The organism is Aquamicrobium sp. NLF2-7, assembly GCF_022359935.1.
GTDB lineage: Bacteria > Pseudomonadota > Alphaproteobacteria > Rhizobiales > Rhizobiaceae > Mesorhizobium > Mesorhizobium lusatiense.
The window spans coordinates 1749289-1774329 of the sequence record NZ_JAKSED010000001.1 but is presented as its reverse complement, the minus strand read 5'-3'; the positions used below and the strand labels follow the sequence as shown (position 1 = coordinate 1774329).

The 25041-nt window shown below is 59.5% G+C and carries 24 protein-coding genes and 1 pseudogene; 9 read left to right on the top strand and 16 right to left on the bottom strand.

Annotated features, from left to right (window positions below; genetic code table 11):
• Window positions 1-2 precede the first annotated feature (2 nt).
• From ccoG to ccoN, 5 genes are all read right to left on the bottom strand, one after another.
• Window positions 3-1559 carry a cytochrome c oxidase accessory protein CcoG gene (gene ccoG / locus MIC97_RS08805; protein WP_239799713.1) on the bottom strand — a complete coding sequence of 519 codons (1557 nt, stop codon included), beginning with the start codon at window positions 1557-1559 and terminating at the stop codon, window positions 3-5.
• Between the two features lie 193 nt (window positions 1560-1752).
• Window positions 1753-2607 (bottom strand): cytochrome-c oxidase, cbb3-type subunit III, encoded by an 855-nt coding sequence (ccoP, locus tag MIC97_RS08800; RefSeq protein WP_183824603.1) that lies wholly within the window; start codon window positions 2605-2607, stop codon window positions 1753-1755.
• Window position 2608: 1 nt separating this feature from the next.
• Complete coding sequence (locus MIC97_RS08795; protein ID WP_183824600.1) at window positions 2609-2761, bottom strand: cbb3-type cytochrome c oxidase subunit 3; 153 nt, start codon at window positions 2759-2761, stop codon at window positions 2609-2611.
• A 9-nt stretch (window positions 2762-2770) separates the two neighbouring features.
• Window positions 2771-3502: a cytochrome-c oxidase, cbb3-type subunit II gene (gene ccoO / locus MIC97_RS08790; protein WP_183824597.1), complete on the bottom strand. Its 732-nt coding sequence runs from the start codon at window positions 3500-3502 to the stop codon at window positions 2771-2773.
• Between the two features lie 12 nt (window positions 3503-3514).
• Entirely contained in the window at window positions 3515-5137 is a 1623-nt protein-coding gene (gene ccoN, locus MIC97_RS08785) for a cytochrome-c oxidase, cbb3-type subunit I (protein WP_239799712.1), read from the bottom strand.
• Window positions 5138-5289: 152 nt separating this feature from the next.
• On the opposite strand from ccoN, the gene MIC97_RS08780 reads away from it, so the two are divergent.
• Entirely contained in the window at window positions 5290-5784 is a 495-nt protein-coding gene (locus MIC97_RS08780) for a hemerythrin domain-containing protein (RefSeq protein WP_239799711.1), read from the top strand.
• Window positions 5785-5796: 12 nt separating this feature from the next.
• Here the strand turns inward: MIC97_RS08780 and MIC97_RS08775 are convergent, their stop codons facing one another.
• On the bottom strand, window positions 5797-6519 hold the full coding sequence (locus MIC97_RS08775) for a Crp/Fnr family transcriptional regulator (protein WP_343060563.1): 723 nt from the start codon (window positions 6517-6519) through the stop codon (window positions 5797-5799).
• Window positions 6520-6663: 144 nt separating this feature from the next.
• Between MIC97_RS08775 and hemN the strand changes: the two genes are divergently transcribed.
• Complete coding sequence (hemN, locus tag MIC97_RS08770) at window positions 6664-8010, top strand: oxygen-independent coproporphyrinogen III oxidase (RefSeq protein WP_239799710.1); 1347 nt, start codon at window positions 6664-6666, stop codon at window positions 8008-8010.
• Between the two features lie 106 nt (window positions 8011-8116).
• Here hemN and MIC97_RS08765 read toward each other — a convergent pair whose 3' ends face one another.
• Window positions 8117-10738 carry a DNA-binding protein gene (locus MIC97_RS08765; protein ID WP_239799709.1) on the bottom strand — a complete coding sequence of 874 codons (2622 nt, stop codon included), beginning with the start codon at window positions 10736-10738 and terminating at the stop codon, window positions 8117-8119.
• A complete protein-coding gene (locus MIC97_RS08760) occupies window positions 10735-11859 on the bottom strand; it encodes a DNA repair exonuclease (RefSeq protein WP_239799708.1) in 1125 nt (374 codons plus the stop codon). Before MIC97_RS08760 ends, MIC97_RS08765 begins: the two co-directional genes overlap by 4 nt.
• Window positions 11860-12247: 388 nt before the next feature.
• On the opposite strand from MIC97_RS08760, the gene MIC97_RS08755 reads away from it, so the two are divergent.
• The gene (locus MIC97_RS08755) at window positions 12248-13201 is read left to right on the top strand and encodes a cation transporter (RefSeq protein WP_239799707.1); all 954 of its coding nucleotides are present in this window, start codon (window positions 12248-12250) and stop codon (window positions 13199-13201) included.
• 59 nt (window positions 13202-13260) lie between these two features.
• On the opposite strand, the gene MIC97_RS08750 is transcribed toward MIC97_RS08755, so the two are convergent.
• The 7 genes and pseudogenes from MIC97_RS08750 to MIC97_RS08720 all read right to left on the bottom strand — a co-directional run.
• Window positions 13261-14211: a hypothetical protein gene (locus MIC97_RS08750; RefSeq protein WP_239799706.1), complete on the bottom strand. Its 951-nt coding sequence runs from the start codon at window positions 14209-14211 to the stop codon at window positions 13261-13263.
• Window positions 14212-14751: 540 nt separating this feature from the next.
• Window positions 14752-15258, bottom strand: a complete 507-nt coding sequence (locus MIC97_RS08745) for a hypothetical protein (protein WP_239799705.1) — start codon at window positions 15256-15258, stop codon at window positions 14752-14754.
• Between the two features lie 252 nt (window positions 15259-15510).
• Window positions 15511-15789 (bottom strand): hypothetical protein, encoded by a 279-nt coding sequence (locus MIC97_RS08740; protein WP_239799704.1) that lies wholly within the window; start codon window positions 15787-15789, stop codon window positions 15511-15513.
• Window positions 15756-17549 carry an ATP-binding protein gene (locus MIC97_RS08735; protein WP_239799703.1) on the bottom strand — a complete coding sequence of 598 codons (1794 nt, stop codon included), beginning with the start codon at window positions 17547-17549 and terminating at the stop codon, window positions 15756-15758. Before MIC97_RS08735 ends, MIC97_RS08740 begins: the two co-directional genes overlap by 34 nt.
• A 181-nt stretch (window positions 17550-17730) precedes the next feature.
• A complete protein-coding gene (locus MIC97_RS08730) occupies window positions 17731-18240 on the bottom strand; it encodes a GNAT family N-acetyltransferase (protein WP_239799702.1) in 510 nt (169 codons plus the stop codon).
• A gap of 3 nt (window positions 18241-18243) precedes the next feature.
• Entirely contained in the window at window positions 18244-18546 is a 303-nt protein-coding gene (locus MIC97_RS08725) for a DUF1778 domain-containing protein (protein ID WP_239799701.1), read from the bottom strand.
• 657 nt (window positions 18547-19203) lie between these two features.
• Window positions 19204-19500 (bottom strand): annotated as a pseudogene (locus MIC97_RS08720) (site-specific integrase); the annotation flags it as partial.
• A gap of 300 nt (window positions 19501-19800) precedes the next feature.
• Here MIC97_RS08720 and MIC97_RS08715 point away from each other — a divergent pair.
• The 6 genes from MIC97_RS08715 to MIC97_RS08690 all read left to right on the top strand — a co-directional run bounded on the left by MIC97_RS08715 (window position 19801) and on the right by MIC97_RS08690 (window position 24673).
• Window positions 19801-20913, top strand: coding sequence for a RelA/SpoT domain-containing protein (locus MIC97_RS08715; protein ID WP_239799700.1), 1113 nt, complete (start codon window positions 19801-19803; stop codon window positions 20911-20913).
• A gap of 644 nt (window positions 20914-21557) precedes the next feature.
• Complete coding sequence (locus MIC97_RS08710; RefSeq protein WP_239799699.1) at window positions 21558-22724, top strand: site-specific integrase; 1167 nt, start codon at window positions 21558-21560, stop codon at window positions 22722-22724.
• Window positions 22725-22902: 178 nt separating this feature from the next.
• Window positions 22903-23418, top strand: a complete 516-nt coding sequence (locus MIC97_RS08705; protein ID WP_239799698.1) for a hypothetical protein — start codon at window positions 22903-22905, stop codon at window positions 23416-23418.
• Window positions 23418-23681, top strand: coding sequence for a DUF1488 family protein (locus MIC97_RS08700; RefSeq protein ID WP_239799697.1), 264 nt, complete (start codon window positions 23418-23420; stop codon window positions 23679-23681). The genes MIC97_RS08705 and MIC97_RS08700 overlap by 1 nt, the downstream gene beginning before the upstream one ends.
• A gap of 218 nt (window positions 23682-23899) precedes the next feature.
• Window positions 23900-24298, top strand: a complete 399-nt coding sequence (locus MIC97_RS08695) for a hypothetical protein (RefSeq protein ID WP_239799696.1) — start codon at window positions 23900-23902, stop codon at window positions 24296-24298.
• Window positions 24299-24412: 114 nt separating this feature from the next.
• The gene (locus MIC97_RS08690; RefSeq protein ID WP_239799695.1) at window positions 24413-24673 is read left to right on the top strand and encodes a hypothetical protein; all 261 of its coding nucleotides are present in this window, start codon (window positions 24413-24415) and stop codon (window positions 24671-24673) included.
• 52 nt (window positions 24674-24725) lie between these two features.
• Here the strand turns inward: MIC97_RS08690 and MIC97_RS08685 are convergent, their stop codons facing one another.
• Window positions 24726-24974, bottom strand: a complete 249-nt coding sequence (locus tag MIC97_RS08685; RefSeq protein ID WP_239799694.1) for a hypothetical protein — start codon at window positions 24972-24974, stop codon at window positions 24726-24728.
• Between the last annotated feature and the right edge of the window lie 67 nt (window positions 24975-25041).

Below are 25041 nucleotides of genomic sequence, written 5' to 3'. Positions count from 1 at the left end.
TCTCACTCCGGGCTCTCGAAGCTGGTCACATAGTCGGCGGAATCGAGGCTGGACTTGTCCTCGACGTGGAAAACGAGACGCTGCGCCTTGCCGGGGCTCTTCGCCCCTTCGCGGGGCTGGCGCACATAGACCTTGAGCGAACGCGCGCGATCCGGCTCCAGCGTCACCGTGATGGTGCTGCTTTCCTCATGATCGAGGCCCACGACATTCATCGTCGCGCCGGGAAGCTCATCCAGGCTGACGGTGACGGTGCGCTGCTCGGGGATCTTGTTGAGCAGCTTGACCGTGTAGCCGTTGCGGATCGATCCGTCGGAAAGCACCACATATTGCGGATTGCGGTCGTGCAGCACGTTCATCTCCAGCCGGTCGCGGGTCAGCAACCCGTAAATCAGCAGTACGCCGACCAGCGCCCATCCGCCAAAATAGATGAAGGTGCGGGGTCTGAACAGCTTTCCGAGATGAAAGGTCGAGATGGCGTCGGAAATGCGGCCGGAGGCATCGCGGACCAGCGAAGGACGGATGTCATGGGCGCCGTCGCCTGTCGCCAGAGCCATGTTGGCGTTGTAGTCGGCCAGTGTCGCGTAAGAGATGAGGCCGCGTTCGCGGCCGAGCTTGTCCATGACGCCGTTGCAGGCATCGATGCACAGGGCGCAGGTGATGCATTCGAGCTGCTGGCCGTCGCGTATGTCGATGCCCATCGGGCACACCACCACGCAGGCGTTGCAGTCCACGCAATCGCCGACCGGCTTGCCGGCTGCCGCAGCCTTCTTGGCATGGCGGGAGCGGGGCTCGCCGCGCCAGTCATTGTAGGTCACGGTCAGCGAATGCTCATCGAGCATGGCTGCCTGAATGCGCGGCCAGGGGCACATATAGGTGCAGACCTGCTCGCGCATCAGCCCGCCGAACACATAGGTGGTGGCGGTGAGGACGGCGACGGTGATGTAGGCGACGGGGGCTGCCTGCCCGGTCGCGAAATCCATGGCCAGATAGGGCGCGTCGGAGAAATAGAAGATCCACGCGCCACCGGTTGCCACCGCGATGGCGATCCAGATCGCGTGCTTGGCGGTGCGGAGCGCGATCTTGCGTGCCGTCCATTGAGCCTGATCGAGGCGGATGCGGGCATTGCGATCGCCCTCGATGGCGCGCTCGACGACGAGGAAGAGATCGACCCATACGGTCTGCGGGCAGGTATAGCCGCACCACGCGCGCCCGACCGTTGAGGTGATGAGGAAAAGGCCGAGGCCGGCCATCACCAGAAGGCCGGCGACGAGAAAAAACTCCTGCGGCCAGATTTCGATGAAGAAGAAATAGAAGCGGCGGTTGGCGATGTCGACCAGAACCGCCTGATCGGGCGCATGCGGGCCACGGTCCCAGCGAATCCACGGCGTCAGGTAGTAGATGCCGAGCGTAATGGCCATGATCAGCCATTTGAAATTGCGGAACGAGCCGTTGGCGCGCTTGGGAAAGATCTTCTTGCGCGCGGCGTAGAGCGGCTGGCGCAGTTTGGCAGAGTTGACCGCCTGCGCGTCATGGCGTTCGAACTCGACTGTGCCGGACATACTCTTCTCCTGACCGTACCTAACCGTCGTCCAGCCATGCCCTGAACCTGCCCCGGCTGGCTTGATCTGGGTCAAGCACGGGGTGCGGCACAGTGACATTCATCCGCGTCAGAGGGTCCGGCATTGCTGCCGGACCCTCCAGCCCCCCGGCTTATCGCCCGGCCCCTTTGCAGGTTGGGACCGGAGGTTGGGATCAGCGGCCCCCGCCGAGCGAATGGACGTAAACGGTCAGTTCCTTCACCGTCGTCTCACCGAGACGCGCCTGCCAGGCCGGCATCACGCCATGGCGCGGCTGGCGCACCTGGGCGGTGATCTCGGCGGGGCTCGACCCGTACAGCCAGATGGCATCGGTGAGATCCGGCGCACCGAACTCGAGGCCGCCCTTGCCGGCCTCGCCATGGCAGGCGGCGCAGTTGTTGGCGAAGGTTTCGGCGCCGGGGCCGGTGAGGTCGCCGCCGCTGGACAGCGCCACGACATGCTTCACGACGTCGGCGATCTCCTCGCGGCTGAGAATGTCGCCATAGGCCGGCATTTCGGAAATGCGGGTGTCCTCATCGCCGGCGAAACGGATGCCGTGGGCGATGGTGGTGCGGATTTCCTCGGGCGAGCCGCCCCACAGCCACTCGTCGTCGTTGAGGTTCGGATAGCCGGGCGAACCGGCCGCGCCCGAGCCGTGGCACTGCACGCAGTTGACCTTGAAGGCCGCGGCGCCCGCCGAAATGGCGAACTGGCGCAGGGTGTCGTCGGCCAGAATCTCTTCGACCGAAGCCTTTTCGATGGCAGCCACGTAATCGCCCTTGGCGACTTCCGCCGCGGTCAGCTCGGTGCGCAGGTCGGCACGGCTCGACCAGCCGAGCAGGCCGGAGGTCGCCGAATTCACCAGCGGCCATGCCGGATAGGCGATGGTGTAGACGAGTGCCCAGAAGATGGTGGCGTAGAAGGTCCACAGCCACCAGCGCGGCATGGGATTGTCGAGTTCCTTGATGCCGTCCCATTCATGGCCGGTCGTGGCGACGCCACTGATTTCGTCGATTTCCTTGTGGCTCATGTCAGTCGTCCTTGAGCGGAATGCGGGCGGCTTCGTCGGCCTGTTCGCGGCTGCCGGGGCGGAAGGCGAAGATCACGACGCCGATGAAGAAGAGCGTCATGAACAGCAGCCCCCACGAATCGGCGAGCTGGCGCAGATAGGTGTAGGTTTCCATGGAAGCCTCCTAGCGCGAGCCGTCGGGCTCGTCGTAGCTGGTGAAATCGACCAGCGTGCCGAGCATCTGCAGATAGGCGACCAGCGCGTCCATTTCGGTCAGGCGGTTGGGATCGCCATCGAAATCACCAAGCTTGGCCTTCGGATAGCGTTCCTCGACGCCGGATGTGTCGGCGTTGGGATCGGCCTGCGCCTGCAGGTCGGCCACTGCGTTCTCGACCATCTCGTCGGTGTAGGGCACGCCGACGCGCCGGTTGGCGACCAGATGCGTCTCGAAATTGCGGATGTCGAGGTTCTTGTCTTTCAGGAAGGCGTAGCTCGGCATCACCGATTCCGGCACCACCGAGCGCGGCTCGATGAGGTGCTGGACGTGCCATTCGTTGGAGTAGCGGTCGCCAACGCGGGCAAGGTCAGGCCCGGTGCGCTTGGATCCCCACTGGAACGGATGATCGTACATCGATTCCGCCGCCAGGCTGTAGTGGCCGTAGCGTTCCACCTCGTCGCGGAAGGGGCGAATCATCTGCGAATGGCAGACGTAGCAGCCTTCGCGGATGTAGATGTTGCGCCCGGCCAGTTCCAGCGGCGAGTAAGGTCGCATGCCGTCGACCTTCTCGATGGTGTTTTCGAGATAGAACAGCGGTGCGATTTCCACGATGCCGCCGATCGAGACCACGAAGAGCGAGCCGACCAGAAGAAGCGTGGCGTTCTTTTCGATGACGCGATGCTTGTCAAGAAGAGCCATTCGGTCAAACTCCTATTCGGCCGGCACGGCAGCGGAGCGGGGCGAAGCGGCCTTGCCGCCGATCGGCTCCTCCTCGCGCTGGTGGCCGAGAATGGTCATGGTGAGGTTGTAGGCCATGATGATTGCACCGGCGAGGTAGAGGGCACCGCCCAGCGCACGCATCAGATAGTAGGGGAACATGGCCTCGACGGTTTCGGCGAAGGAATAGACCAGGAAGCCCTGCTCGTCGTATTCCCGCCACATCAGGCCCTGCATGATGCCCGACACCCACATCACGGCCGCGTAAACGACGATGCCGATCATGGCGAGCCAGAAGTGCCACACCACGAGGCGCTCCGAGTAGAGCCGCGCGCGGCCCCACAGCCTCGGCACCATGAAGTAGAGGGCGGCGAAGGTGATCAGGCCGTTCCAGCCGAGCGCGCCGGAGTGGACGTGGCCGATCGTCCAGTCGGTGTAGTGCGACAACGAGTTGACCGCCTTGATCGACATCATCGGGCCTTCGAAGGTGGCCATGCCGTAGAAGGCGATGGCTGCCACCATCATGCGGATGACGGGATCGGTGCGGATCTTGTCCCAGGCGCCCGAGAGCGTCATCAGGCCGTTGATCATGCCGCCCCACGAAGGCATCCACAGCATGATTGAGAACACCATGCCCAGCGTTTGCGCCCAGTCGGGCAGGGCGGTGTAGTGCAGGTGGTGGGGGCCGGCCCAGATGTAGAGGAAGATCAGCGCCCAGAAGTGGATGATCGACAGCCGGTAGGAATAGACCGGGCGATCGGCCTGCTTCGGCACGAAATAGTACATCATGCCGAGGAAGCCGGCGGTGAGGAAGAAGCCGACCGCGTTATGGCCGTACCACCACTGCGTCAGAGCATCCTGTACGCCGGAGAACAGCGAATAGGAGCGCGAGCCCACGAAGGATGCCGGCACCGCCAGATTGTTGACGATGTGCAGCATGGCGATGGTGACGATGAAGGCGAGGTAGAACCAGTTGGCCACATAGATGTGGGGTTCCTTGCGCTTCAGGATGGTGCCGAGGAAGACCAGCAGATAGGCGACCCACACGATGGTCAGCCAGATGTCCACATACCATTCCGGTTCCGCGTATTCGCGGCTCTGGGTGATGCCGAGCAGATAGCCCGTCGCCGCCATGACGATGAAGAGCTGGTAGCCCCAGAACACGAACCAGGCGAGATCGCCGCCGAAGAGCCGCGCGCGCGAGGTGCGCTGCACCACATAGAAAGAGGTTGCGATCAGCGCGTTGCCGCCGAAGGCGAAGATGACGGCCGAAGTGTGCAGCGGCCGCATGCGGCCGAAATTGAACCAGGGCTCGATGTTGAGATCGGGGAAGGCAAGCTGCAACGCCACGACCACGCCGACGGTCAGGCCGATCACCCCCCAGAAGATGGTGGCAATCGAGCCGTAGCGGATCGGCCCGTCCATGTAGGCGTCCGGATCGGGCGCCTGCGCGGGCGCGAACTGCGCGCGGCGGATCAGCACGAAGGTCGCGCCGACGAGTACGAAGAACAGCACCCACATGTGCTGGGCGAAGGGCTGGTCAGCTGCAAATCCCGCCCCAAGAAGGGCGATGAACGCAAACAGGCCCAGGCCGACGATATATGGTCCGTTGGTCATCCAGAGTCCCCGATCCTTGCCCGGCAGCGCAGATGACATCTGCCGGCATCCTTCTTCATTGGGTGTTTCCAGCGTGAAGCGCATTGATCCATGTCAACGCCGTGACGCGTCGCCGCAGCCATTGTGTGTCGCATTCGATCGGGTCAGGCAGAATGAAAACCATACGGATAACGACCCTGCAGGGAGGAGAGGCGCGCCAGCCGCGCTGTCAGGAGAGCATGATCGCCATCGTGGAACTGGCCCACGCGCAGATGCTGCGGCTGTGCGGCCTGCTTGAGGAAGTGGCCGACTCGCTGCCGGCGAGCGTCGATCGCCGCAAATGCCTGATGATCGCCTGCGAACTGGAGCCGCTGGTGCGCGGCATTCACCGTTTCGAGGAGGAAACGCTGCTGCCGGCCTATGAGCGCGCGCTTGAGCGGCGCGGACGAGGGCGCGGCTCGCTGGAGAGGCTGCTGGCCGAGCATGTCGAGGACGAGTGCTTCGCCGGAGAACTGAGCGAAGCCCTTCTTCTGCTCGGGCGAGACGGCTGCGTCGACAATCCCGAGGCGTTGGGCTTCATGCTGCGCGGCTTCTTCGAAGGCCAGCGCCGCCATGTTGCCTTCGAGCGCGAGCATGTATTGCCCGAGATAAGCTGCGTGGAAGCGTGAGGGCCGAACGGGTCAGTTTCCGGCCCGGGCCTCCAGCCGCGCGAGGTCCGGTACGAGGATGTGCCGGTTGTTCTCGATGGTGATGACCTTGTCGGCGCGCAGACGTGTGAGCTGCCGGCTGACGGTTTCTATGGTCAGGCCAAGAAAATCGGCAATGTCGGCGCGGGTCAGCGGCAGGTCGAAGCTGGCCGAGTTGCGGTCCGGTGCTGCCGAAGGATCGATGTGGCGCGCGATCATCAGCAGAAAGGAGGCTATCTTTTCTGCCGCGGTCTTGCGCCCGAGCGTCACCATCCATTCGCGGGCGTCGTCCAGCTCCTTGAGCGCCTGCTTGTAGAGCCGTCGTTCCAGTTCGGGCGAAGCCTGCATCATCCGCTCGATGGAAGCCTTCGGAAAGGAGCAGAGCGAGACTTCGGTGGCGGCCTCGGCGTTCAGCTCGCTTTCGGTCTTGAATGGCCTGCCGAGGAAATCCGGCGCGAATTGCAGGCCGACGATCTGCTGGCGCCCGTCCGAAAGGGTTTTGGTCAGCTTCACCACGCCCGACAGGACATTGGCATAGGTGTCGATCTTCTCGGCGTCGCCCAGCAGTTCGGAACCGCTTTCGGCATGATGCTTATGTGAGGTCTTTGCCAGCGCAACGAGTTGCTCAGGCTCAAGCGCGCCGCAAACGCCCTTGTGACGCGCCTCGCAGGACACGCACAATACGGGAATACCGTCAGTATGAACGTCCTTGCGCACGATCTGGCCACCTTTCGGTTCATCGATAGCACCTTAGCGCAATTGACGCGCCGCGTCAGTTTGTCTTGCTGTGCGGGGTTTGATCAGAGTCAACGCAGGATGAATTACTTCACGTCAGAGTTTTGCGTATGACAAGGAGGTTTCATGTCTGCGCAAACCGCTTTCAAATTCGCCGACACTGCTCCACGCTATACGAGCTATCCCACCGCGCCGCATTTCCACGAAGGTGTCGGCCATGAAACCGTGCGACGCTGGATGGCTGCGGTGAAGGACGGCGAAGCGGTATCTCTCTATATTCATATCCCGTTCTGTGACCGGCTGTGCTGGTTCTGTGCCTGCCATACCCGCCATACGCTGCGTTACGAGCCGGTCGCCGCCTATCTCGGGACGCTTTATCGCGAGATTGCGCTGGTGGCTGAAGCCTTGCCTGAAACGGTGCAGGTGGGCGCGGTGCATCTTGGTGGCGGCTCGCCCACGCTTCTGACACCTGAGGATCTGCAACGCCTCATCGACACGCTGCGCGCCACCTTCGGGTTCACCGCGGATGCGTCGGTCAGCGTCGAGATCGATCCGACCGACATGGACGAGGCGCGTCTCGACGCCATCGCCGCTGTCGGCACCACGCGCGCCAGCCTCGGCGTGCAGGATTTTCGCATCGAAGTGCAGAAGGCGATCAATCGCGAGCAGAGCTTCGAGGACACGCGCGCCGTGGTCGATGGCCTGCGGGCGCGGGGCGTTTCGGCCATCAATCTCGATCTCGTCTACGGCCTGCCGCACCAGAGCGTCGACAGCATCGCCGATACGGTGGCGCTTTCGCTGTCGCTGAAGCCCGACCGGGTGGCGCTGTTCGGCTATGCCCATGTGCCATGGTTCAAGAAGCACCAGAAACTGATCGACGAAGCCGCACTGCCCGGCCGCGAGGCGCGCATGGCGCAGTCGGCACGGGCCGCCGCCCTCATTCGCGAGGTCGGCTACGAGGCGATCGGCCTCGACCATTTCGCCCTGCCGGGCGACAGCCTTGCGCTGGCCGCGCGTCGTGGCACGCTGCGGCGCAATTTTCAGGGCTACACCGACGATGGCTGCGAAACGCTGATCGGGCTCGGACCATCGTCGGTCAGCGGCATGCGCGAGGGCTACGCCCAGAACACCACCGCCATGGGCGATTACCGGCGGGCGGTGGAGGCCGGAACGCTGCCGGTAATGCGCGGCTTCGAGCTTTCCGGCGAGGACCGCGTGCGCGCCTGGGTGATCGAGCGGCTGATGTGCGACTTCGGCTTTTCGGTGGACGAGGCGTCGGTGCGTTTCGGCACGGCGGCCGGTGCGGTCGTCGAAGAGGCGCGCACTATGTGCGCACGCTTTCCCGATGTGCTCGTCCGGCAGGACGGCAGCTTCATGGTGCAGCCCGAGGCGCGCGCTTTTGTGCGCTCCGTCGCGGCCGAATTCGACAGCTATCTCGGGCGTGGTGCTGCGCGCCACTCGCTGGCCGTGTGACGGCATGGAGCCGTTCCGTGTTTTACGGAATCACTGAACGGCTCTAAGTCTTTGGTTTGTCGCGTTTCCGAACCGGAAAAGTGTTTCCACTTTTCCTGGAAACGCTCTACGGCTGCCAGTCGGTCATCCTCAATATGTTGCCGCCCAGCTTCTGGAAGGCGCGCTGACGGCAGGAAAAGACGATGATCTGCTGGTCGCGCGACTGGCGATGCAGCGCATCGAACATTTTTTCGATGCGGTCGTCGTCGGAATAGACCAGCGCGTCGTCCAGAATAACCGGAGCCGGGCGGCCGTCGCGGGCCAGCAGGCGCGCGAAGGCCAGCCGCGTCAGCACCGAAAGCTGCTCGCGCATGCCGCCACTGAGGCGTTCCACCTCCTCTTCCTGCCCGTTGCGCAGGATGGTTCGCGGCAAAAGGGTCTTGTCGTCAAAGCTGATCGCAACATCGTCGAACAGGAGCCCAAGCAATGGCCGCAGTTCCGTGATGACGGGCTTGAGATAGAGATCGCTGGCCTCGGTGCGGGCACTCTCCAGCGCCGAGGACAGTCTTTGTAGGACGCTTACCTCTTTCTCAAACGCGGCGACGCGGGCATTCGCGGCCGAAAGGGCTTCTCTGGTCTCGTGCCATTTCTCTTCGACGGCGTCGTCAGCCAGAGCCCTGATCAGGCCGTTCAGTTCGGCAATCGTCTCGCGCAGCGCCGCGGCTTCCTTTTCGGCCGCCTCCTCGACCGAGCGGGCACGGCGAAGCGCGGCCTCGACCGATTCCAGATCGACGGCGCTGTCGCGCAGCTTCTGAAGCTCAGCCCGGTCGGCTTCAAGCTTGCGCGCGGCTTCGTCGAGCTGCCCGGACAGTTCCTGCTGGCGCTCGGCGCGGCCGTCCTCCGGGCCGAGGGCGGCCTCGATCTGGGTAAGCTCCGCGCGCAGGGCCGCGAGATCGGTTTGTGCTGCGATGAACGCCTCATCGGCGATGCGCTGCAGGGGTTCGGCCTCCCGCAGCGCCTGCCTGGCAGCCTTGCGGTTGTCATCCGACTGCGCGTGGGCCGCCCGGACCTCTTCCGGCTCGCCGGTGATCTCGACCGCCTCGACGGTGGCGGGTTCCTGCGCGGCAACTTCTTCGCGCAGCTTTGCCAGCCCTGCGGGTGCCAGCGCGGACAGGCGGCTGCGCAGTCCCTGCATCTCGACGGCGATCTGCTGGGCTTGTTCGTGACGTGCCCTGACGGCTGCAAGGTCATCGGCTTCCAGCGCGGCCAGCAAGGCGCGCCGTTTTTCCACGGCCTGCTTCAGCCTGCTGTCGTCCGGGGCAGGGCGGTTCGAGCGCAGCGTGATGGCGCCGATGCCCGGCACCGACAGATGCGCCTCGCCGTCATAGCGGCGTTCTTCGCCATCCGTCAGCGCAACACCGTCCAGCTCCATGGAGTGCGCCGCACCCGGTTCATAGGCGACCATCATGGACGGGCGGGCGGCATCCCCGATGGCGCGCAGCCGGGCGATCTCGACATCGAGCACCTGAAGATCGTCGATGGCTTTCGGGTCGATCTTCACAAGGGCATGCCTTGCCTCAGCCTGTTCCAGCGCGAGGCGGGCGTCTTCGGCCTGCTTCAGCCGCTCCTGCAAGGCTGTGTGACGCTCGGCGGCATCGCGCGCCTTCAGCGCCGCATCCAGCCGGACAAGCAGATCGCGGGCTTCCTGTTCCTGCTGCTCGGCCGCTTCGGCCTGTGCCCTCGCCTTGCTCATTGCCGCGGCCGCTTCGCGCCGCTTTTCGGCGGTCTGGACATGCCTGAGTTCGGCTTCGCCGAGCCTGCCCCGCAGTGCCTGCGCCTTTTCCTGCGCCTCCAGCAAGGTGCCGAGATTCTGCGCCACAAGATCGCGGCGGTCGCGGCTGAGCTGCCACTTCGCTTCCGCAGCATTCAGCATTTCTCTCTGCGATCTTGCCGCGTTCAGGGCCGCCTGTGCCTTTTCGACCGCAGCCCGGCGCTCCTGCCTGTCCTGCGGCTGCTCGAGTTCGGAAAGCCGTCTGGCCGTCGTGGCGCGCTGGTCGAGTGCTGCGCGCAGGGACGTGACTTCGGCCGACAGTCTCTGTTCTTCGGCGGTGAGCCTGTCGCGCGTTTCGATTGCAGCGGCATAGCGCCCGCCAGCTTTTGGCCCCCTTTTGGTGACCAGCTTTTCGATTTCCTCGCCGACCACTCTGGCGATCTCGGCCATGCGCCGCCCGCCGGTGATGGCTTCCACCTCGCCCTGCACGGATTCGAGCAGGCCCGCGCGCGCCTGCTTCTCGCTGTCCTCCTCGGACTTCCTGCGTGCCTCGATGCCGGTGATGCCCTGTCGGACCCAGAGCAGTCCCGCCGGTCCGGCGCTGCCGCCCCTGATCAGCCCGGCGATGAAATTTTCGGCTTCATCGGCCTGCGCCACCAGCCGTTCGCTGCCCAGATCCGTCACCCGTGCCGAGCGGCCGCCATAATATTGCTTGGTGATGCGAAAGCGCCCTTCGGCCGTGGCGATGTCGGCTTCCACGAGCGGGTTGCCGCCACTGTAGGGCCGCAGGCTGCGCACGTCGGCCGACACGCTCGAATGCGGCTGGAAGAACAGCGCATGCAGGGCCTCGAAGCTGGTCGACTTGCCGAATTCGTTGGCCTCCGACAGCACGTTGACGCCGTCGCCAATGTCTTCGATCGCCACTCCGCGTCCGCCGAAGCGCTTGACGTTGAACAGCCGCAGCGCTGAAATCTTCATGCCGTGGCTCCCTGCGCAAGGAAATAAAGCCGGGCCAGCGCCGCACGCGCTATGTCGCGATCAGTAGCCGGGCGGCTTTCTTCGGAAGCCTCCACCAGCAGCGCATTGGCGGCTTCGCGGAGGGCGCCGGCACGGTCGATCAGGTCGAGATCGGCAATTTCGCACTGGATTGCCAGATCCGTATCATCGAGTTCGAGGAAGGCGAAATCCGGGGCGGCACTTTCAACCGCCTGCACCAGTCTTGCGTGTCCTTCGAGATGGCTTTGTCCTGATGCCACGATGCGCGAAAGGCAATGGCGGCGGTCCCTGCCTGTCGGCAGCACGGCTTCCATCGCGCGAACGGGATCGTCGCCGTCAAGCAGGTGAAGTTCAAGCGTGCTCCAGCTGAAGCTTGCCGTGGCAAGCGGTGTCACCTCAGGCATGGCGGAAGGGCCGGCAAGGCTCACCAGCAGGGCTTCGCCGGGGCGATCGTGCTTGAAGCGGTCGGGCTCGGGCGTGCCGCTGTAATGCGTGCGGGGATCGATCTGCATGGTGCCATGCCAGTCGCCGAGCGCGAGATAGTTGAGGCCGGCGCGCCGCGCCCTGTCCGGCGCAATCACCTCGCTTGCCGCGGCGTCTTCGGAAAAGCTCTGGATCGCGCCATGGGCAAGCCCGATGCGCAGCGCCCCTTCCGGCGTCGCCTGCGCATCCATCCACGCGCTCAGGTCGCGGCCGGGCCGACGCGTGGTGCAGGGAGCGGGCAGCAGGGTGACGCCGGCGGTCAGTTCGAAGGGGCCGGGCTCGGTTGCCAGCACCACATTTTCCGGTGCTTCCGCGCGCAGCGTCGTCCACAATTGCGTTGCCTGCAGGGAATCGTGGTTGCCGGGCAGGATCACCCAGCGCACGGACGCATGATGCGCCATTTCGGCGAGCGCCTGCCGGCGCACATCCGGGGCCGGAGTTTCCGTGTCGAACGTGTCGCCCGCAAGCAGCACCGTCCCGGCTCCATGTTGAAGTGCGTGTCCTGCCAGCCTGGCGATGACGGCATGTCGCGCCTCCCGCAGCCTGACCGGCAGGTCACCTGAAAAATTGCCGAAGCGCTTGCCAAGATGCAGATCGCTGGAATGGATGAAACGAAACATGCCTGCCCCGATGGCTGCTGGTTGCACCTTGTCGTTCGCCGTCGCAATTGCCCGCCGGAGGGCGGCGGCCGGATGTCGGCGAAAGGCCGGTGCCGATCACCTGTGGCAGATACCCTGCGCGACGAAGATCGTCCACCCGTAGGCAGCCATCGCCGAAACGTGAGACGGCAGCAGGGGAGGTGGGGCAGCGAGGTGCGGGCGTTCAGTATTGTATGAAAATTGCCCTATAGAGCGTGGCTGCAAATGCACTCATCCCGATCCTTTTTCGGGTGTACCTTGACCATGAGGTGCTGACCCCGGATATTCTGCACCGCAGAATATGCCGCGTTCCGAACGCTCTTCATCACGGCCCGCTTTCCATCACAGATCTCAGGCTCACAGCAAAACCATGTCCGAAAAACCCGCATTCTTCGATCTGAGTGACGAACGCGGCGTGCTCAGAACGTCCGTTGCCGTGACGCTGGTGATCTCGTCGCTCGGGATCTGCTTTGGCCTGATTTCGGGTTCGTTCTCGATCATCTTCGATGGCGTTTATTCGCTGATCGACGCCAGCATGAGCCTGCTGTCGCAGTTCGTGGTCAACCTCATAACCTCCTATGCCGTTTCCAGGGGGCTGTCGCGCAAGCTGCGGGAGCGCTTCTCCATGGGGTTCTGGCATCTGGAGCCGATGGTGCTGGGGTTGAACGGCACGCTGCTGATCGGTGTCGCGGTCTATGCGCTGGTCAATGCGGCCAGCAGCCTGCTTGAAGGCGGGCGAAACCTCGAGTTCGGCTGGGCCATCGTCTATGCGGTCGTCACCGTGGTTGCCTGCGTCTCCATCGCCATGGTCGAGGCCCGCGCCAACCGCAGGATCGGGTCCGAATTCGTGCGGCTCGACGTCAGGGGCTGGATCATGTCGGCCGGCATCACCGCCGCGCTGCTGGTCGCGTTCTGCATCGGCTATGCCGTGCAGGGCACCGAATGGCAGTGGATTTCACCCTATATCGATCCGGCCGTGCTGGCGATCGTGTGCTTGCTCATCATCCCGCTGCCGGTCTCGACCATCCGGCAGGCGCTGGCCGACATCTTCCTTGTCACGCCCTCCGGTCTCAAGGCGCATGTCGACACTGTGGCGCAGGCCTTTGTCGAAAAGCACGGCCTTGCTTCATATCGCGCCTATGTGGCGCGGGTTGGCAGATCCAGAGAAATCGAGCTTTATTTCATCGTACCCGCCGATGCGCCTGCCCGCACCATCGGCGAATGGGATGCGCTGCGCGACGAGATCGGCGAGGCGGTCGGCGGTGAGGGACCAGACCGCTGGCTCACCGTCGTTTTCACAGGAGACCCGGAATGGGCGGAATGAACCATTCGGCGCCGCATACAGTCTGGTCGGCTTCCTGACCCTATGTTCCGAAAAGCCTGTTACCTTAGTGTTTCGATGATCGCGTCGACGTCGAGGCAATCCTGTCCGGACGGCTGTGAACCTGCCCGTGTATCGATCCCTGCCGCTGCGTCGTACGCCTCTTTCACCCGTGCGATCGCCGCTGGCGACTGATCCTTCATCAGCAGGTTGGAGGCCCGTTCCGTAACCTCGACAGTACGGCGGTTCAGTTCCTGTTCGGTGCAGGATCCGGCTGCCGATGTGCTGGCGCTGCTGTCCTCTTCCGTATCGTCGGATGAACTCGCATTGGCGGCCAGCATGCTGACGGTAGAAACAGCAAGATCGCAGGCGGGCGCGAATTGCTCTGCCTTGTCCTCGCGGTAAATGCACTCGAAATTGTAGGCTTTGCCGTCGTGCACCGTGAAGACATACCGATTGATCGCGACGGTTTTGAACCTCTTGTTGGTGAACACCATGTCGACGGCAGGTTGGCCGAGCATCGTCGTCATCTTCGACGACTGGAACCTGATCGATGACAGAACTGCAATGGCCTTTGTGAATTCATCGACAATGGCTTGCTGGTTTTGCTCGCTGACTTCTGCAATGTCGCCCGGATCGCGCGGCCCAAGGAAGGTGATGCTGACATCGCCGTTTTCCATGGAGGAGGCTGTGACACCCGTCACATCTCCGGTTCCGTCAGCAAACATATGGCTCAGCGTGAAATCTTGCGGATACTGGAACGTATAGGATCCATCCGCGGCTGTGAAAGTTTCCGCATTCTGGGCGAAACACTCGATCGGCATGGCAAGGGCAAGGGTCAGCAACCCGAAACGAAGGCAGGAACGCATGGAAACCCTTTCACGAAGCCGGCTGAGTGAACAAAAGCCGTTCAACTGGAACAGCCCTTGAGATGGTGACGATGGTGGATACGCAGTTAGGACGGACACGGCATGCAACATCCCGCATTTATCGGGAGACACTTTGCCCGACAAGTATGGCACCGGATCACGGTCGCATGCCAACCCGATACGATGCTCTGCTCACGGTTAGGATTGGGCCGTTTCTGCACAGGTGCTGAGAATGTGAGTTGATGGCGGGCCATGCGGGATAGCGATGAGAACTATATCTACTCCATAGCCCTCTACACCCCTCCTAAATAGGCGCAATGGGACAGAAAAGTTGGCTGACAGCCATTAGACTTCCGCTTCGCGCCTTCATCTGGTCATTGAAGCGGCCCTGGCATCCTTCACAAAGCGGACATTTGAAGGACGGAGGATTGCACATCCTCCTGTTATTGCGAACTGGTATGTGGGGTTACGACGTTCACCCCAATTGCGTGTGGCGACAAGTGACCACCACAGGGTCTCTATACCCCTCCAAAATAGGCAGAAGGGGTGGGCAAAGCTGATTGATGGCCATCAGGCATCTGTTTCTCGCCCCCTAGTTGCTCGTTCGGCGATATCGCCACCGATCCTGCAGCTGCCCTACGTGGCGGCCGCTCCTGCAATCAGTTTGGTGATCCGAGCACAATCTTAGACCACGCCCTCAACGAGAGGGCCGTCTGCTTCCCATCCCGGTCGTTGGAATGCAGCAAACAGCCAGTCAAGCAAGGGGTCATCGAGCAAGCCAGAGAGAAATACTGAGCGCCAGTTGTTGCGGCTGCCATAAGTGTCATCTTGGCGGTCCAGTTCTGTCGTGAGGATGTCGAATAGCGCTTGCCGGGAGGCTGGCGCATCTCGCAGGTCGGCCGCTGCGAGGCTCGGTCGACGCAGTAAATTGGTCCAACTAGTGCGCAGATACCGCAGTATCGAGGTGCGTTCGATCACATTTGTCATATGGAAACGCACCGCCGCAGCGTGGGGGGCAGTTGGATCGAGTACTGGTCGCAACGTGATCCTCGGCGCCAGACCAAAGTCCTCGAAATGCGCGATAAACAGTCGCTCGCGTAGGATGTCATCGAAATAGGGATGGAGAATACGCTCGCTCTGATTTGCACCGATGGAGCACCACCTCGATGAGAATGCGCTCGCCAAAGTCATTCCAGTTGTCCGAGCTGGGCGCGATTGCGATCGTTCCCGATTCGATCGCCTGCGAAAGATTTTGTTCGCTTAAGAAGATAACCCGATAGTTGTCAGCGTATTCTACCACCCCATATCCCCCAAGGGTTCAGTTTATCATTCACGTATTCATATGTTGTTCGCACCGTTCTGGTCTTCACACTTCTGCCGATTTAGTAATGGCCTCCAGACACAGCGCCAACGCTTCCTTTCATGGAGAACGGGTGTGCATGCCTAAGCAAGCCCTTTAGCCGCTTCCGACGCCGAAGGCTCCGGTTGACCGTCACCATCTTCGTCGGCACCTTCTACAATGACGCCTTCCAAAAATTGGCTGTGCTTTTCCTGCAGATACTTGATAGCGGTGCTCTCGTCGGCGGAATGCTGCAAGTGCTCTTGGAAGAACTGAAGCCGAGCCCGATTTTCTTCGATGAGTTCGCCCCACGTCTTTATGCCGACGATATGTCGCGGCCCCCGCGCAATCAGGCGGCGCTCGCGATCCGGACCACTCTCCATCTCATGCTTTGCGAAGTCGTCGTAGGCGTTGGAGACCAGCCAGAAGTGCCAGCGCACACCCTCGACGGTCGAAAACCGTTCGTCTGATGTGACGCGATTGCATATTTTTTTGCTTGCGTGATTTCGTCGGCGCCGATCTTCACCTTCGGCGCCTTGAGTTCGACGATCATGTGCTCGATGTCGTTGGCGCGATGCCGTCGCGTTGAGCGCGAGAACATCAGGTCAATGATGCCGCGCGCTTTGCCAATCACTTTCACGGGCTCATCAATCGAGATGTTCGGATCGAGATGGTCGCGATGCTTCTCGAGGACGCGACGAAGGTCCTTGTCGCTCACCCACAGGTTATACTCTTCGCCAAATACCCAGGTGTTTTCGGCAAGGATTTTGTGAAGTTGGGTGCGCTCCTTCAAGCGACCTTTGGTTTCGGGATCAAAGACGATCGACTCTAGCGCGGATATAAATTTCAGCCGATCGGCAACGGTCTTAGCGGCGGTGATGATCGCTGACAGCGTCGTTTCCTGGAGTAGGTTCGCAAGTTCCTTCTGCTTGCGCGCTGGAAGGTCCAGCACTTCCTTCAGAATGAGCTGCAACTCCTCCGGTCCACGTTCAATGGCGTTGCGCAACATACGTAGGTGCAGCGCTTTGGCCTTTGCCGAGCTGATACCGAGATCGGGTGCGAGTTCCTGAACCTGAACCGCGACGATATCGAAAACCTGACGCTCGACCTTTTCGACCGCGTTTTGGGGCACACCGCGATAAGGATAAACGTCCTCGGCAATCCACTCATCTACTAGAGATCGGGCCTTTTCCGCCGATTTTTCGCGAAAATAGTCCTTGATCGAGGTTCGGGCATTTTCGACGGACGCGCTCAGTAAGGGGTCCATCTCCGAGAGCGCAACACGTTCCTCGTTGTGCAATTCATCGACGTAGCTGGATTTCAGATATGCGGAGAAAGAGAAGCCGGGAACATGGAAGCGCGTCTCGACCTGATCGAACGGAAAGCCGCTTGCGGAGCAGAGATAGAGGACGCGCCGTGCATCCGTCCGCCATTCGATGACTTCGAGTTCGACATCGTGGCGGGTGCCGTCATCCTTTTCGATCGGCGGCAGTGACGTCTTGTGATGGCTGGCGATCACCTTCTCAGGGTCCAGCCTCTGGCCAGCGACAGAGATCGACACGCTCCGATAGTTCATTAGGTAGAGCGCGAAAATCTCGTTCAAGTCCTGAAGGCCGTGTTCGTTCTCGAAGGCTCTAAAATCGCGCCGGAGGTCGTTGATTTCGACGATGACGCCTGTGGAGCGTTCGGGCGCTGGGACTTCTTCGCTAATAATGACGTCGGTGAGATCGGCTTCCAGGAGTCGGACCTCGAACGCCTTTCGTCCGGACGGCTCATCGTAGCAAACTTTCCAAGTGACGGACTGCCCGAGAGCGAATGCCTTGTAACGGCCGCGCCCTTCCTGGCCGTGGATCATACGGTGATTCCGCTTTGTCTGTCGGATGTGGCGCTTCCAAGAGCCGCCGAGATTGCCGAACAGAGCACGGGCATCACCGCGGGAGAATCCGTCGCCATTATCATAGACGACGATTTTCGACATCCCGCCTGCAAGATCGTCGTGCGCGAACTCGACCGATACCTCAGTGGCATCTCCGTCAAGGCTGTTCCACAACAGCTCCGCAAGAGCAGGCACCGGCTTTGCCTTGGTCTGCCGGGCGACGAAATCATCTCTTACCGCAACGGATACGTGCTCCTCGCCGGCCATTCCACCCCTCCCGGCCCTTAGACGAGCCATTTCCATACTGACCGCACCGCTTGCTGCTGTTCAACGCTCGCTGTTGTCGTGCCCATAACTAAAGTAACCTCTGCTTGCGTTGCTTGAGAAGCACCTGGCCGGCATGATAATATGCGGGACACTTCGAAGTCTCTTTAGCAAGCTTTAGCGTTCATTTGAACAACGCTTCAATATCCGCCATGGGCAGAAACAATTTCATCGGCTGATCCGGAAACGGCAAAAAGCTCTCACGCTTATAGAAGTGTTTGGCGCTTTCGTCCTTTGCTTCCACGATCACAGCAAAAGACGCGATCTCGCTGCGCACAGCCCGATAGAGCGCATCCGCGAGAAGAAAGCGACCGTACCCTTTTCCCTGGTAGCGCTGATCTACAGCAAGACGCCCCAACAAGGTCGCCGGGATAAGCGGGTAGCGTGGCAGCTTTCGGACAGTGGCCTCCGGCAGATCCGGAAGCCGCACCGCCGTCGACGAGAGCGTATAGTATCCGGCAATGCTGCCGTCCTTCAGCACAAGGACGAACGGCGCTGCCATCTTCTTTCTGGCGTCCTGTCCAGCCTGCGTCTGAAAATATCGGTCGAGTGGTTCCACACCACTTGCGAACCCTGAACGGTCATGTTGCGGGCCGAGAAACTCGACCCGCTGGATGTCATCCGCCTCTCCCACGCGTCAGACGCCTGTTCTCTCACGATAATGGCGAACCGTATCACTCAGCCTTTCGTTGACGGGCTGCGGTTCGATCAGGGCCTGCACAAAGGCCTGGCTGTCCCGCACCGAAAGCTCCAGATGCCGATATTCGTCGATGGCGCGCCGCGCCGCATCCTGAAGGCTCGACAGAACGAAATCCGTCACAGAGCGGCCCTGCAAGGCTGCGGCGTGTTCGATCAGGCGCTTCTGGTCGACGGTTACGCGTGTTTCAAGGCGCTCGCCTCGAACACGACCAGACGTGGGTCTCTTTGCTGCTTCAGCCATAGTTGCCTCCAAAATCAGAAGACGATGTACGGCCAATGGCCGGATAAATCAAGGCCAACGACTAGATAGCACGCGACTTGGTATCGGCCTTGGAGGGAAGCACTACGCTTGATAGGCATTGGGCTATCATGTTGGGCACGAACCCGATGAACGAGCCGTTGTTCGCGCCATAGCGTGCGATCGGCGGTTATAGCGAAGGATCATGTGACTGATAGGGCATGCGAGAACCCTGTAAGTAGGTCGAACACCCCATGCAGCTCTATCTATTTGATAATTAAGCAGGAACTGACCAATTTGTGCGGCAATCGGCGGTGTTTGGCGGGCCGAAGACGATGAAACGGAGAACTACGTCTACGCTATAGCCCTCCTAAACGACGGCTGAAGATTGGCTAGAGCTTATTGAAACCACAGAGGTTTCCCGGCTTAGCCGTCAGATCACAGAACGCACCATCAGATGCAGGGAATTGGCCGCTGGTCAAGAAGCAGACGTTGGTGCGTCGTTAGGCCTTAAGGAGGTCGGCTTTGTTGATGTATGCCAAAGCTTCACGGAACCAGGTGCGGTACTCGACTGACGCGTCTCCGACCTCCTCATTGAGGTCTATCTCGGTTACAGCAAAATCTTCAGGAAGCGAAAAGCGCAGCTCATGTCTGAGCAAACATCGTTCGATGAGCAAGCTCATGACGCCGCAGCACGTCGATCCGCTGGCTCTCCTGCACGAAACCGCGTTTTGTCGGAGATACCTCGCGCTGGTAGCGCTCCAGCAGATCATGAAGCGTCGTGGTCTCAAGGATTTTGGTATCCGGTGCGGATCCGAACCGATCGACCTGGGCTTCCAGATCGCGCGCCCATTTCTCGGCATCGAGCTTGCTGTCGAAGCTTTTGGCGCGCGGTTTCATCCCGCGACGACGCACCTGCGCCTGCCAGCGCCCTCTGAGCTTGCGGATCGTTGCCATGCGAGACCTCCAACGGCGTGTTGATGGTCTTGCCTAGGATGCCCCCGGTGGGGTGCCAAGGATCATTACGGCACAACGAAGACTCTGACTTTGCCAAGACCAGCCAATCTTAGCCACTTATGAACCAACGAATGAGATGAAGAGCAGAATTCAGTCGGCTGGTTTTCGAGCTCAATGATGTCAGAAAATGATACGAGCCGGCGTTCTCAATCTGGTGGCACAATCTAGGCGGATGTCATAGACAAGCGGGGACCTTGCCAATGCGTAGATTATCATGTTTGATTGAAGTAATTCTCGTCAATGGCGGTGAACATGCTAGAAAATCATTCTGTAGATGAGTTTTTGGTAGCGTGCGGGTTAGGCCCTGATGAAGCGGATTCTTTGGGTGATGACAAAGCAACTTTGTTTAACATATTCCTCGACTTTAAGAGTAAACGCGATCAATTCACTGAGATTGCGGTTAGCTTAAGCAGATTAATACAGAAATTACCTGGCGTTCATTCCGTGAGATGGAGGGTAAAAGACCCTCATCATCTAATTAAAAAAATTGCTCGCAAGAAGGTTGCCGCTGTCGAAAAATATGCAGCCATTTCCTCGGGGAATTACCGTGATGTTGTTACCGATCTTGTCGGTATACGAGCACTGCATCTTTTCAAGGGGGACTTTCCGACTCTGCATAGGTCAATCATTGACACATGGGAACTTGACGAGAATCCGACTGCCTATGTGCGTAAGGGCGACACGGAGGAGTTAAGGACCTTATATCGGGAGCTTGGGCTCGAGGTGGAGGAGCACAAAGATGGGTATCGATCCATTCATTACATCACCAAGACGAATTTCACAAAGACCACAGTAAAGTGCGAACTTCAGGTGCGAACAATATTCGAAGAGGGATGGAGCGAGATCGATCATAAGGTCCGGTATCCCGACTTTTCGAACGACCCACTCATCCGAGACTTTTTACACATCTTCAATCGCCTTAGCGGTGCGGCGGACGAAATGGGAACATTCGTAAATCGGTTGGCTGCCGATTTGACTGCTTTGAAAGCCGAACAGGCGGCGGCTATTTCCAGGGCCTCCGAGATAGAAGATCAGCTTTCTGAGAAGATTAAGAAGATTGAGTCATTGTCGTCAAAAAATAGCTCAATGCAGTCTGAGATGAGGGACCTAAAATTACTCATTTCTCGGCAGAAATCCGAGCTTTCAAATCAAATAGGTATTGGAGGATTTGCATCAATCGGATTAAGTGCAATTAAATTAGATCCTGATTTACGTGTCACATCAGATACATTGAGGACTTTGAACATTTCGCCATCTCTTTATGATGATGCAGTGTCTGCTTCAAAAAACATAATTGACACGAGTAAGATCACTGATGGTTCTATAGAGTTTCCTACAAAGAAAAAGGACTAAAGGTCTCTTAGCTCGACCGCGAGCGCATCCTGGCTCGTCACGACGGCATCATAGTCGTTCGCCCGGAGCCAGTTCATGGCTCGCTTGGTTCCAGCGCGTGCTTTCGCACCGCAGAGCTTTTCGAGGTTTTCCAGCCATTCATCTTCGGAACAGCGATTGACAGGCTCCGTGACAGCCTTGTTGGTTGCGCCCGCTTCGGCTGACCAACCAGACGTGGGACTAGAGTGCGCAGACTGTTCGTGCTCGTAAACTGGTCGACCTCGATAGCAATGACCTCGGCTGGTCGCATCTGTTCGTTCAGGAATTCGACAAGCCTGCCGGGATCGTCATCGCGTTCACGACAGTGGCCGGTGCCGTAAAACATCGCAGAACCGATCCGCTCAGTGCCGGGGCTGTGGCCCGCGACCACATAGCCACGCAGAGCAACGGAATCGGCACCGCGTTCGCTACGCTATTTTCTCTTAAGTATTTGAAAAATATGCGTTTTTGGCGGAGAAGGAGTCCGAGAAATCACCGTTCACCATAGTTCGTAAAAGTGCTCAAACCCTACCATTTCTGGGCTTTTCACTGCTTTTCCGTTTGCTGAGGTTCGCTTAAATCCGCTACTATCCCGCATGCATTGTGGGGAAAATTGTGGGGAAGGAATGGGCCGAACTTCAAAGCGACTGACGGCACTGGACGTGAAGGCAAAGACGGAACCGGGCCGGTATGCCGATGGTGACGGACTATATCTCAACATTGCCGCCGGTAAATCGAAATCATGGGTGTTCCTATGGATGAAGAACGGCAAGCGCCGTGAGATGGGGCTGGGCTCCTATCCAACGATCAGCCTCGTCGCCGCGCGCCAGCGAGCCGATGAGTGCCGGCGACAGGTGGCTGAAGGTCTCGATCCGATAGCGGAGCGCAAAAAGAGCACTCCCGTCTCTTTTGGTGACGCAGCCGACAAGTTCGTCGCCTCCATGGCGTCATCATTTCGAAATGAAAAGCATCGAGAGCAGTGGAAGATGACGCTGGGTGATACCTATTGCGCCGAACTTCGAAAGCTGGCGATCTCCGATGTGGATACCGACGCCGTGCTGAAGGTACTCAATCCGATCTGGCAGACGAAGTCGGAAACGGCCTCCCGCCTTCGAGGCAGGATTGAGCGTGTTCTCGACTTCGCAACGGTGAAAGGCTGGCGGACGGGTGAAAATCCGGCCCGTTGGCGTGGTCACTTGAAGAATGCCCTACCAGCACGACAAAAGCTTTTGCGTGGGCATCACGCGGCCATGCCTTATGGCGAGGTCCCAGCATATGTGAAACGCTTGCAAAAGGCTGAGGCCATGGCGGCGAGGGGGCTCGAGTTTCTTATTCTCACGGCATCCCGCTCGGGCGAGGTTCTCGGGGCTCGTTGGGATGAGATAAATCTGAAAGATGCCGTGTGGATCGTGCCAGCCGAGCGCATGAAGGCCGGGAAGGAGCATCGCGTTCCATTATCACCACGGGCTCTCACTGTGGTTCGGTCTCTCCTTGAGGCAAGGGTGAGCGAATACATTTTCCCGGGCGAGAAAAAGGATGCTCCTTTGTCGGGGATGGCTTTCGCTATGCTGATGCGCCGCATGAAGGTAGAGCAATTCACTCCGCACGGCTTCCGGTCAGCCTTCCGCGACTGGGCCGGCGACGAAACGACGTTCCCGCGCGAGATAGCCGAAGCTGCTCTCGCGCATAGGGTAGGGGATGAAACAGAGCGCGCTTACCGGCGTTCAGATGCTCTTGACCGGCGGCGCAAGTTGATGGTGGCGTGGGAGGAATTTTGCCTGTCTGGGAAATGAGCCTAGCAGATATTGTGTGCATGTCGGCGCTGTATCGGACGGTGAGCGCGCGTTGTTGATGATGAAATTTGCTAACCGCCGCCAAAGAGCCTATGGTTACTCATTGGCAGCTTCTGGCACGGGCGCTGCCGCGTGAGGGCCTAGCAATCCTTAGCCCCGACAAAGAAAGGAGGACGCGATGTCCTCCAACACGATCATATCAGTATGGGTTCGACAGGCTGTTGGCAGCATGATGGAACGGGCAGCTAACCGCAGAAAGCCCGTCATCATGAAAGAAGCGCTTGACTCGATCCGAAGAAGGTTCCCCAACCTAGCTGTTTCCAATAAAGATTTAACAGCCGGCGTTATGGGTGAGGCTGTCGCTGCGGGAGCCAAAGTCGTTTTCGACAGCGAACCACCTGAGCCATCAGGTGGCATAACCCTTTCATCCACTGCAAATGCAGCTCTCCAAAGGTTTTTCGCCAGCTACAATGTGGGCGGGCGGGCGTTTGCAGTCTCCGACGCCCTTCGAGCAGTGAGGCAGGTGGTGCCTGAGAGCGATCTATCAAATAATGACCTTCTCTCAGCGATCGCAGCAGTAGGCGCAACCGAGCGTCTCAATATTGCCTTTGACGTACCGAAAGCGCCCCCAAAAGCTTCGGAGATTGCCGAATGGGAGAATGAAGGCGGCTCCATCAGTCAGGGCGTGTTGTGATGGCACTTGCGTTTCCAAACCAAAGCAGAAGCTTTGACGACGCAACCAGCGGGGTTCGCTTCATAGGACACGACGGGTTAGTCTCCGTACCGTTTGTCGTTGAGAGCGAAGCTCTCGAAAAGCTGGGGTTCGATACACAATCTGAAACTTCTACGCTTGCGGCATTCGACGCTGCAAGGACTTCGATTCATGGGATGGCCCGAATTGCATACTCGCGGGTGCGTCAAACCTCATATCAAATTACCGCTGCAGATTGCGCTTAGAGGACTCCCCAGACGGCAATGCTTCCAACGCAGATCGGCATGAAGGCCTGCTGTTGACCGACCCTGACAGTGCCGCTTCGGCAGCGCCATGAAAAAGAAAAATCCCGCCACCTTTTCGGATGACGGGACTGCTGGGAGCAATTTCCAACGCGAACCGTTGAGGGCCATCTACCTCTTGGAGTTGCATGAACACTAGCCCACTTCAAAGGAAAACCCCAATGAATGCCGATCGATCACGCGAGAATTTGGCTGCCGATGTGCGAGCCGCGATAAGCTCCTTTCTGAAGGCATGCCAGAATGAAGCCCGGCCTTTCGCGACAGACGAGGCACTTGAGGCTATCCGCAACATCTATCCTGATCTTGCTATCGACGATGCCGATTTGATCGCTGGGTTGATCAGCGAGGCGTCGGTGGCCGGTTTCGATGTTGGACTAGCTGAGGAAACAAGAAACCACAGGCGTTTGTCGTTGGACACATGGGAGGATGAAGGCGGCGCTGTACATAGAAAGCATGAAAGCAGACATCAGCTCCGTCAAACCCGGCGAAGTATCCTCAACGACACCGCAGGAACCAGACGCAGAGCGCGCGAAACTAAAGAGCGAAATCGGCTGCTCTGACGATATGGCTCGCTCAGTCGGGTTCAGGGGGCGCTTGTCGGATAGTTGAAAGCGAAAGCACGATCCACTCGGCCCGCGATTGACCGTTCAGTTAATATCCGTGAAAAGGAGTAGATGATGCGCACGACACAAACTACAGTTCGCTTCTCATCGCCGTTTTTACTGAAGGGGTTCGACAGGGCTCAACCTGCTGGAGACTACCTGGTCGATCATGATGAAAAATTAATCGAAGGCATTTCGTGGTTGGCATATAGGCGGATAGGAACGTTCATTCACTTGCCTGCAATTGGCATATCATCCCCAGTCCAGCAGATTGTCGAGATTGATGAAAAAGATTTAGAAGACTGCCTGTCAAGAGATCGCAGCACGACGTAAAGCTTTTTTCGAATGGATATGTAAGCACACCTATGGTGATCTCATTCTGAGGTCACTCTGCGGAGGTTCGCACCTCGCGTTCTACTTTTGCTGAGCTGCTCTGTGCATCGCCATTATCAGGGCGATTTAACGTGAGCGTGCAGCGAATGAGAAAATTCCAGTCCGGGCCGTGTTCGATCAAATTGTGCAGTTCCGATATTTCCTCAAAATAGTACTCAACACTGGTTGAACCGCAATCGGCACGGTAATCGATGACAGCCTTCCAGCGCTTGTCGCCATGCAGGGTAACAACGTTGCTCATAAAATCTCGATATCATTAGAACCGGGACACGCATCTGCTGACGTGCAATCTAACACACACGGTTCTT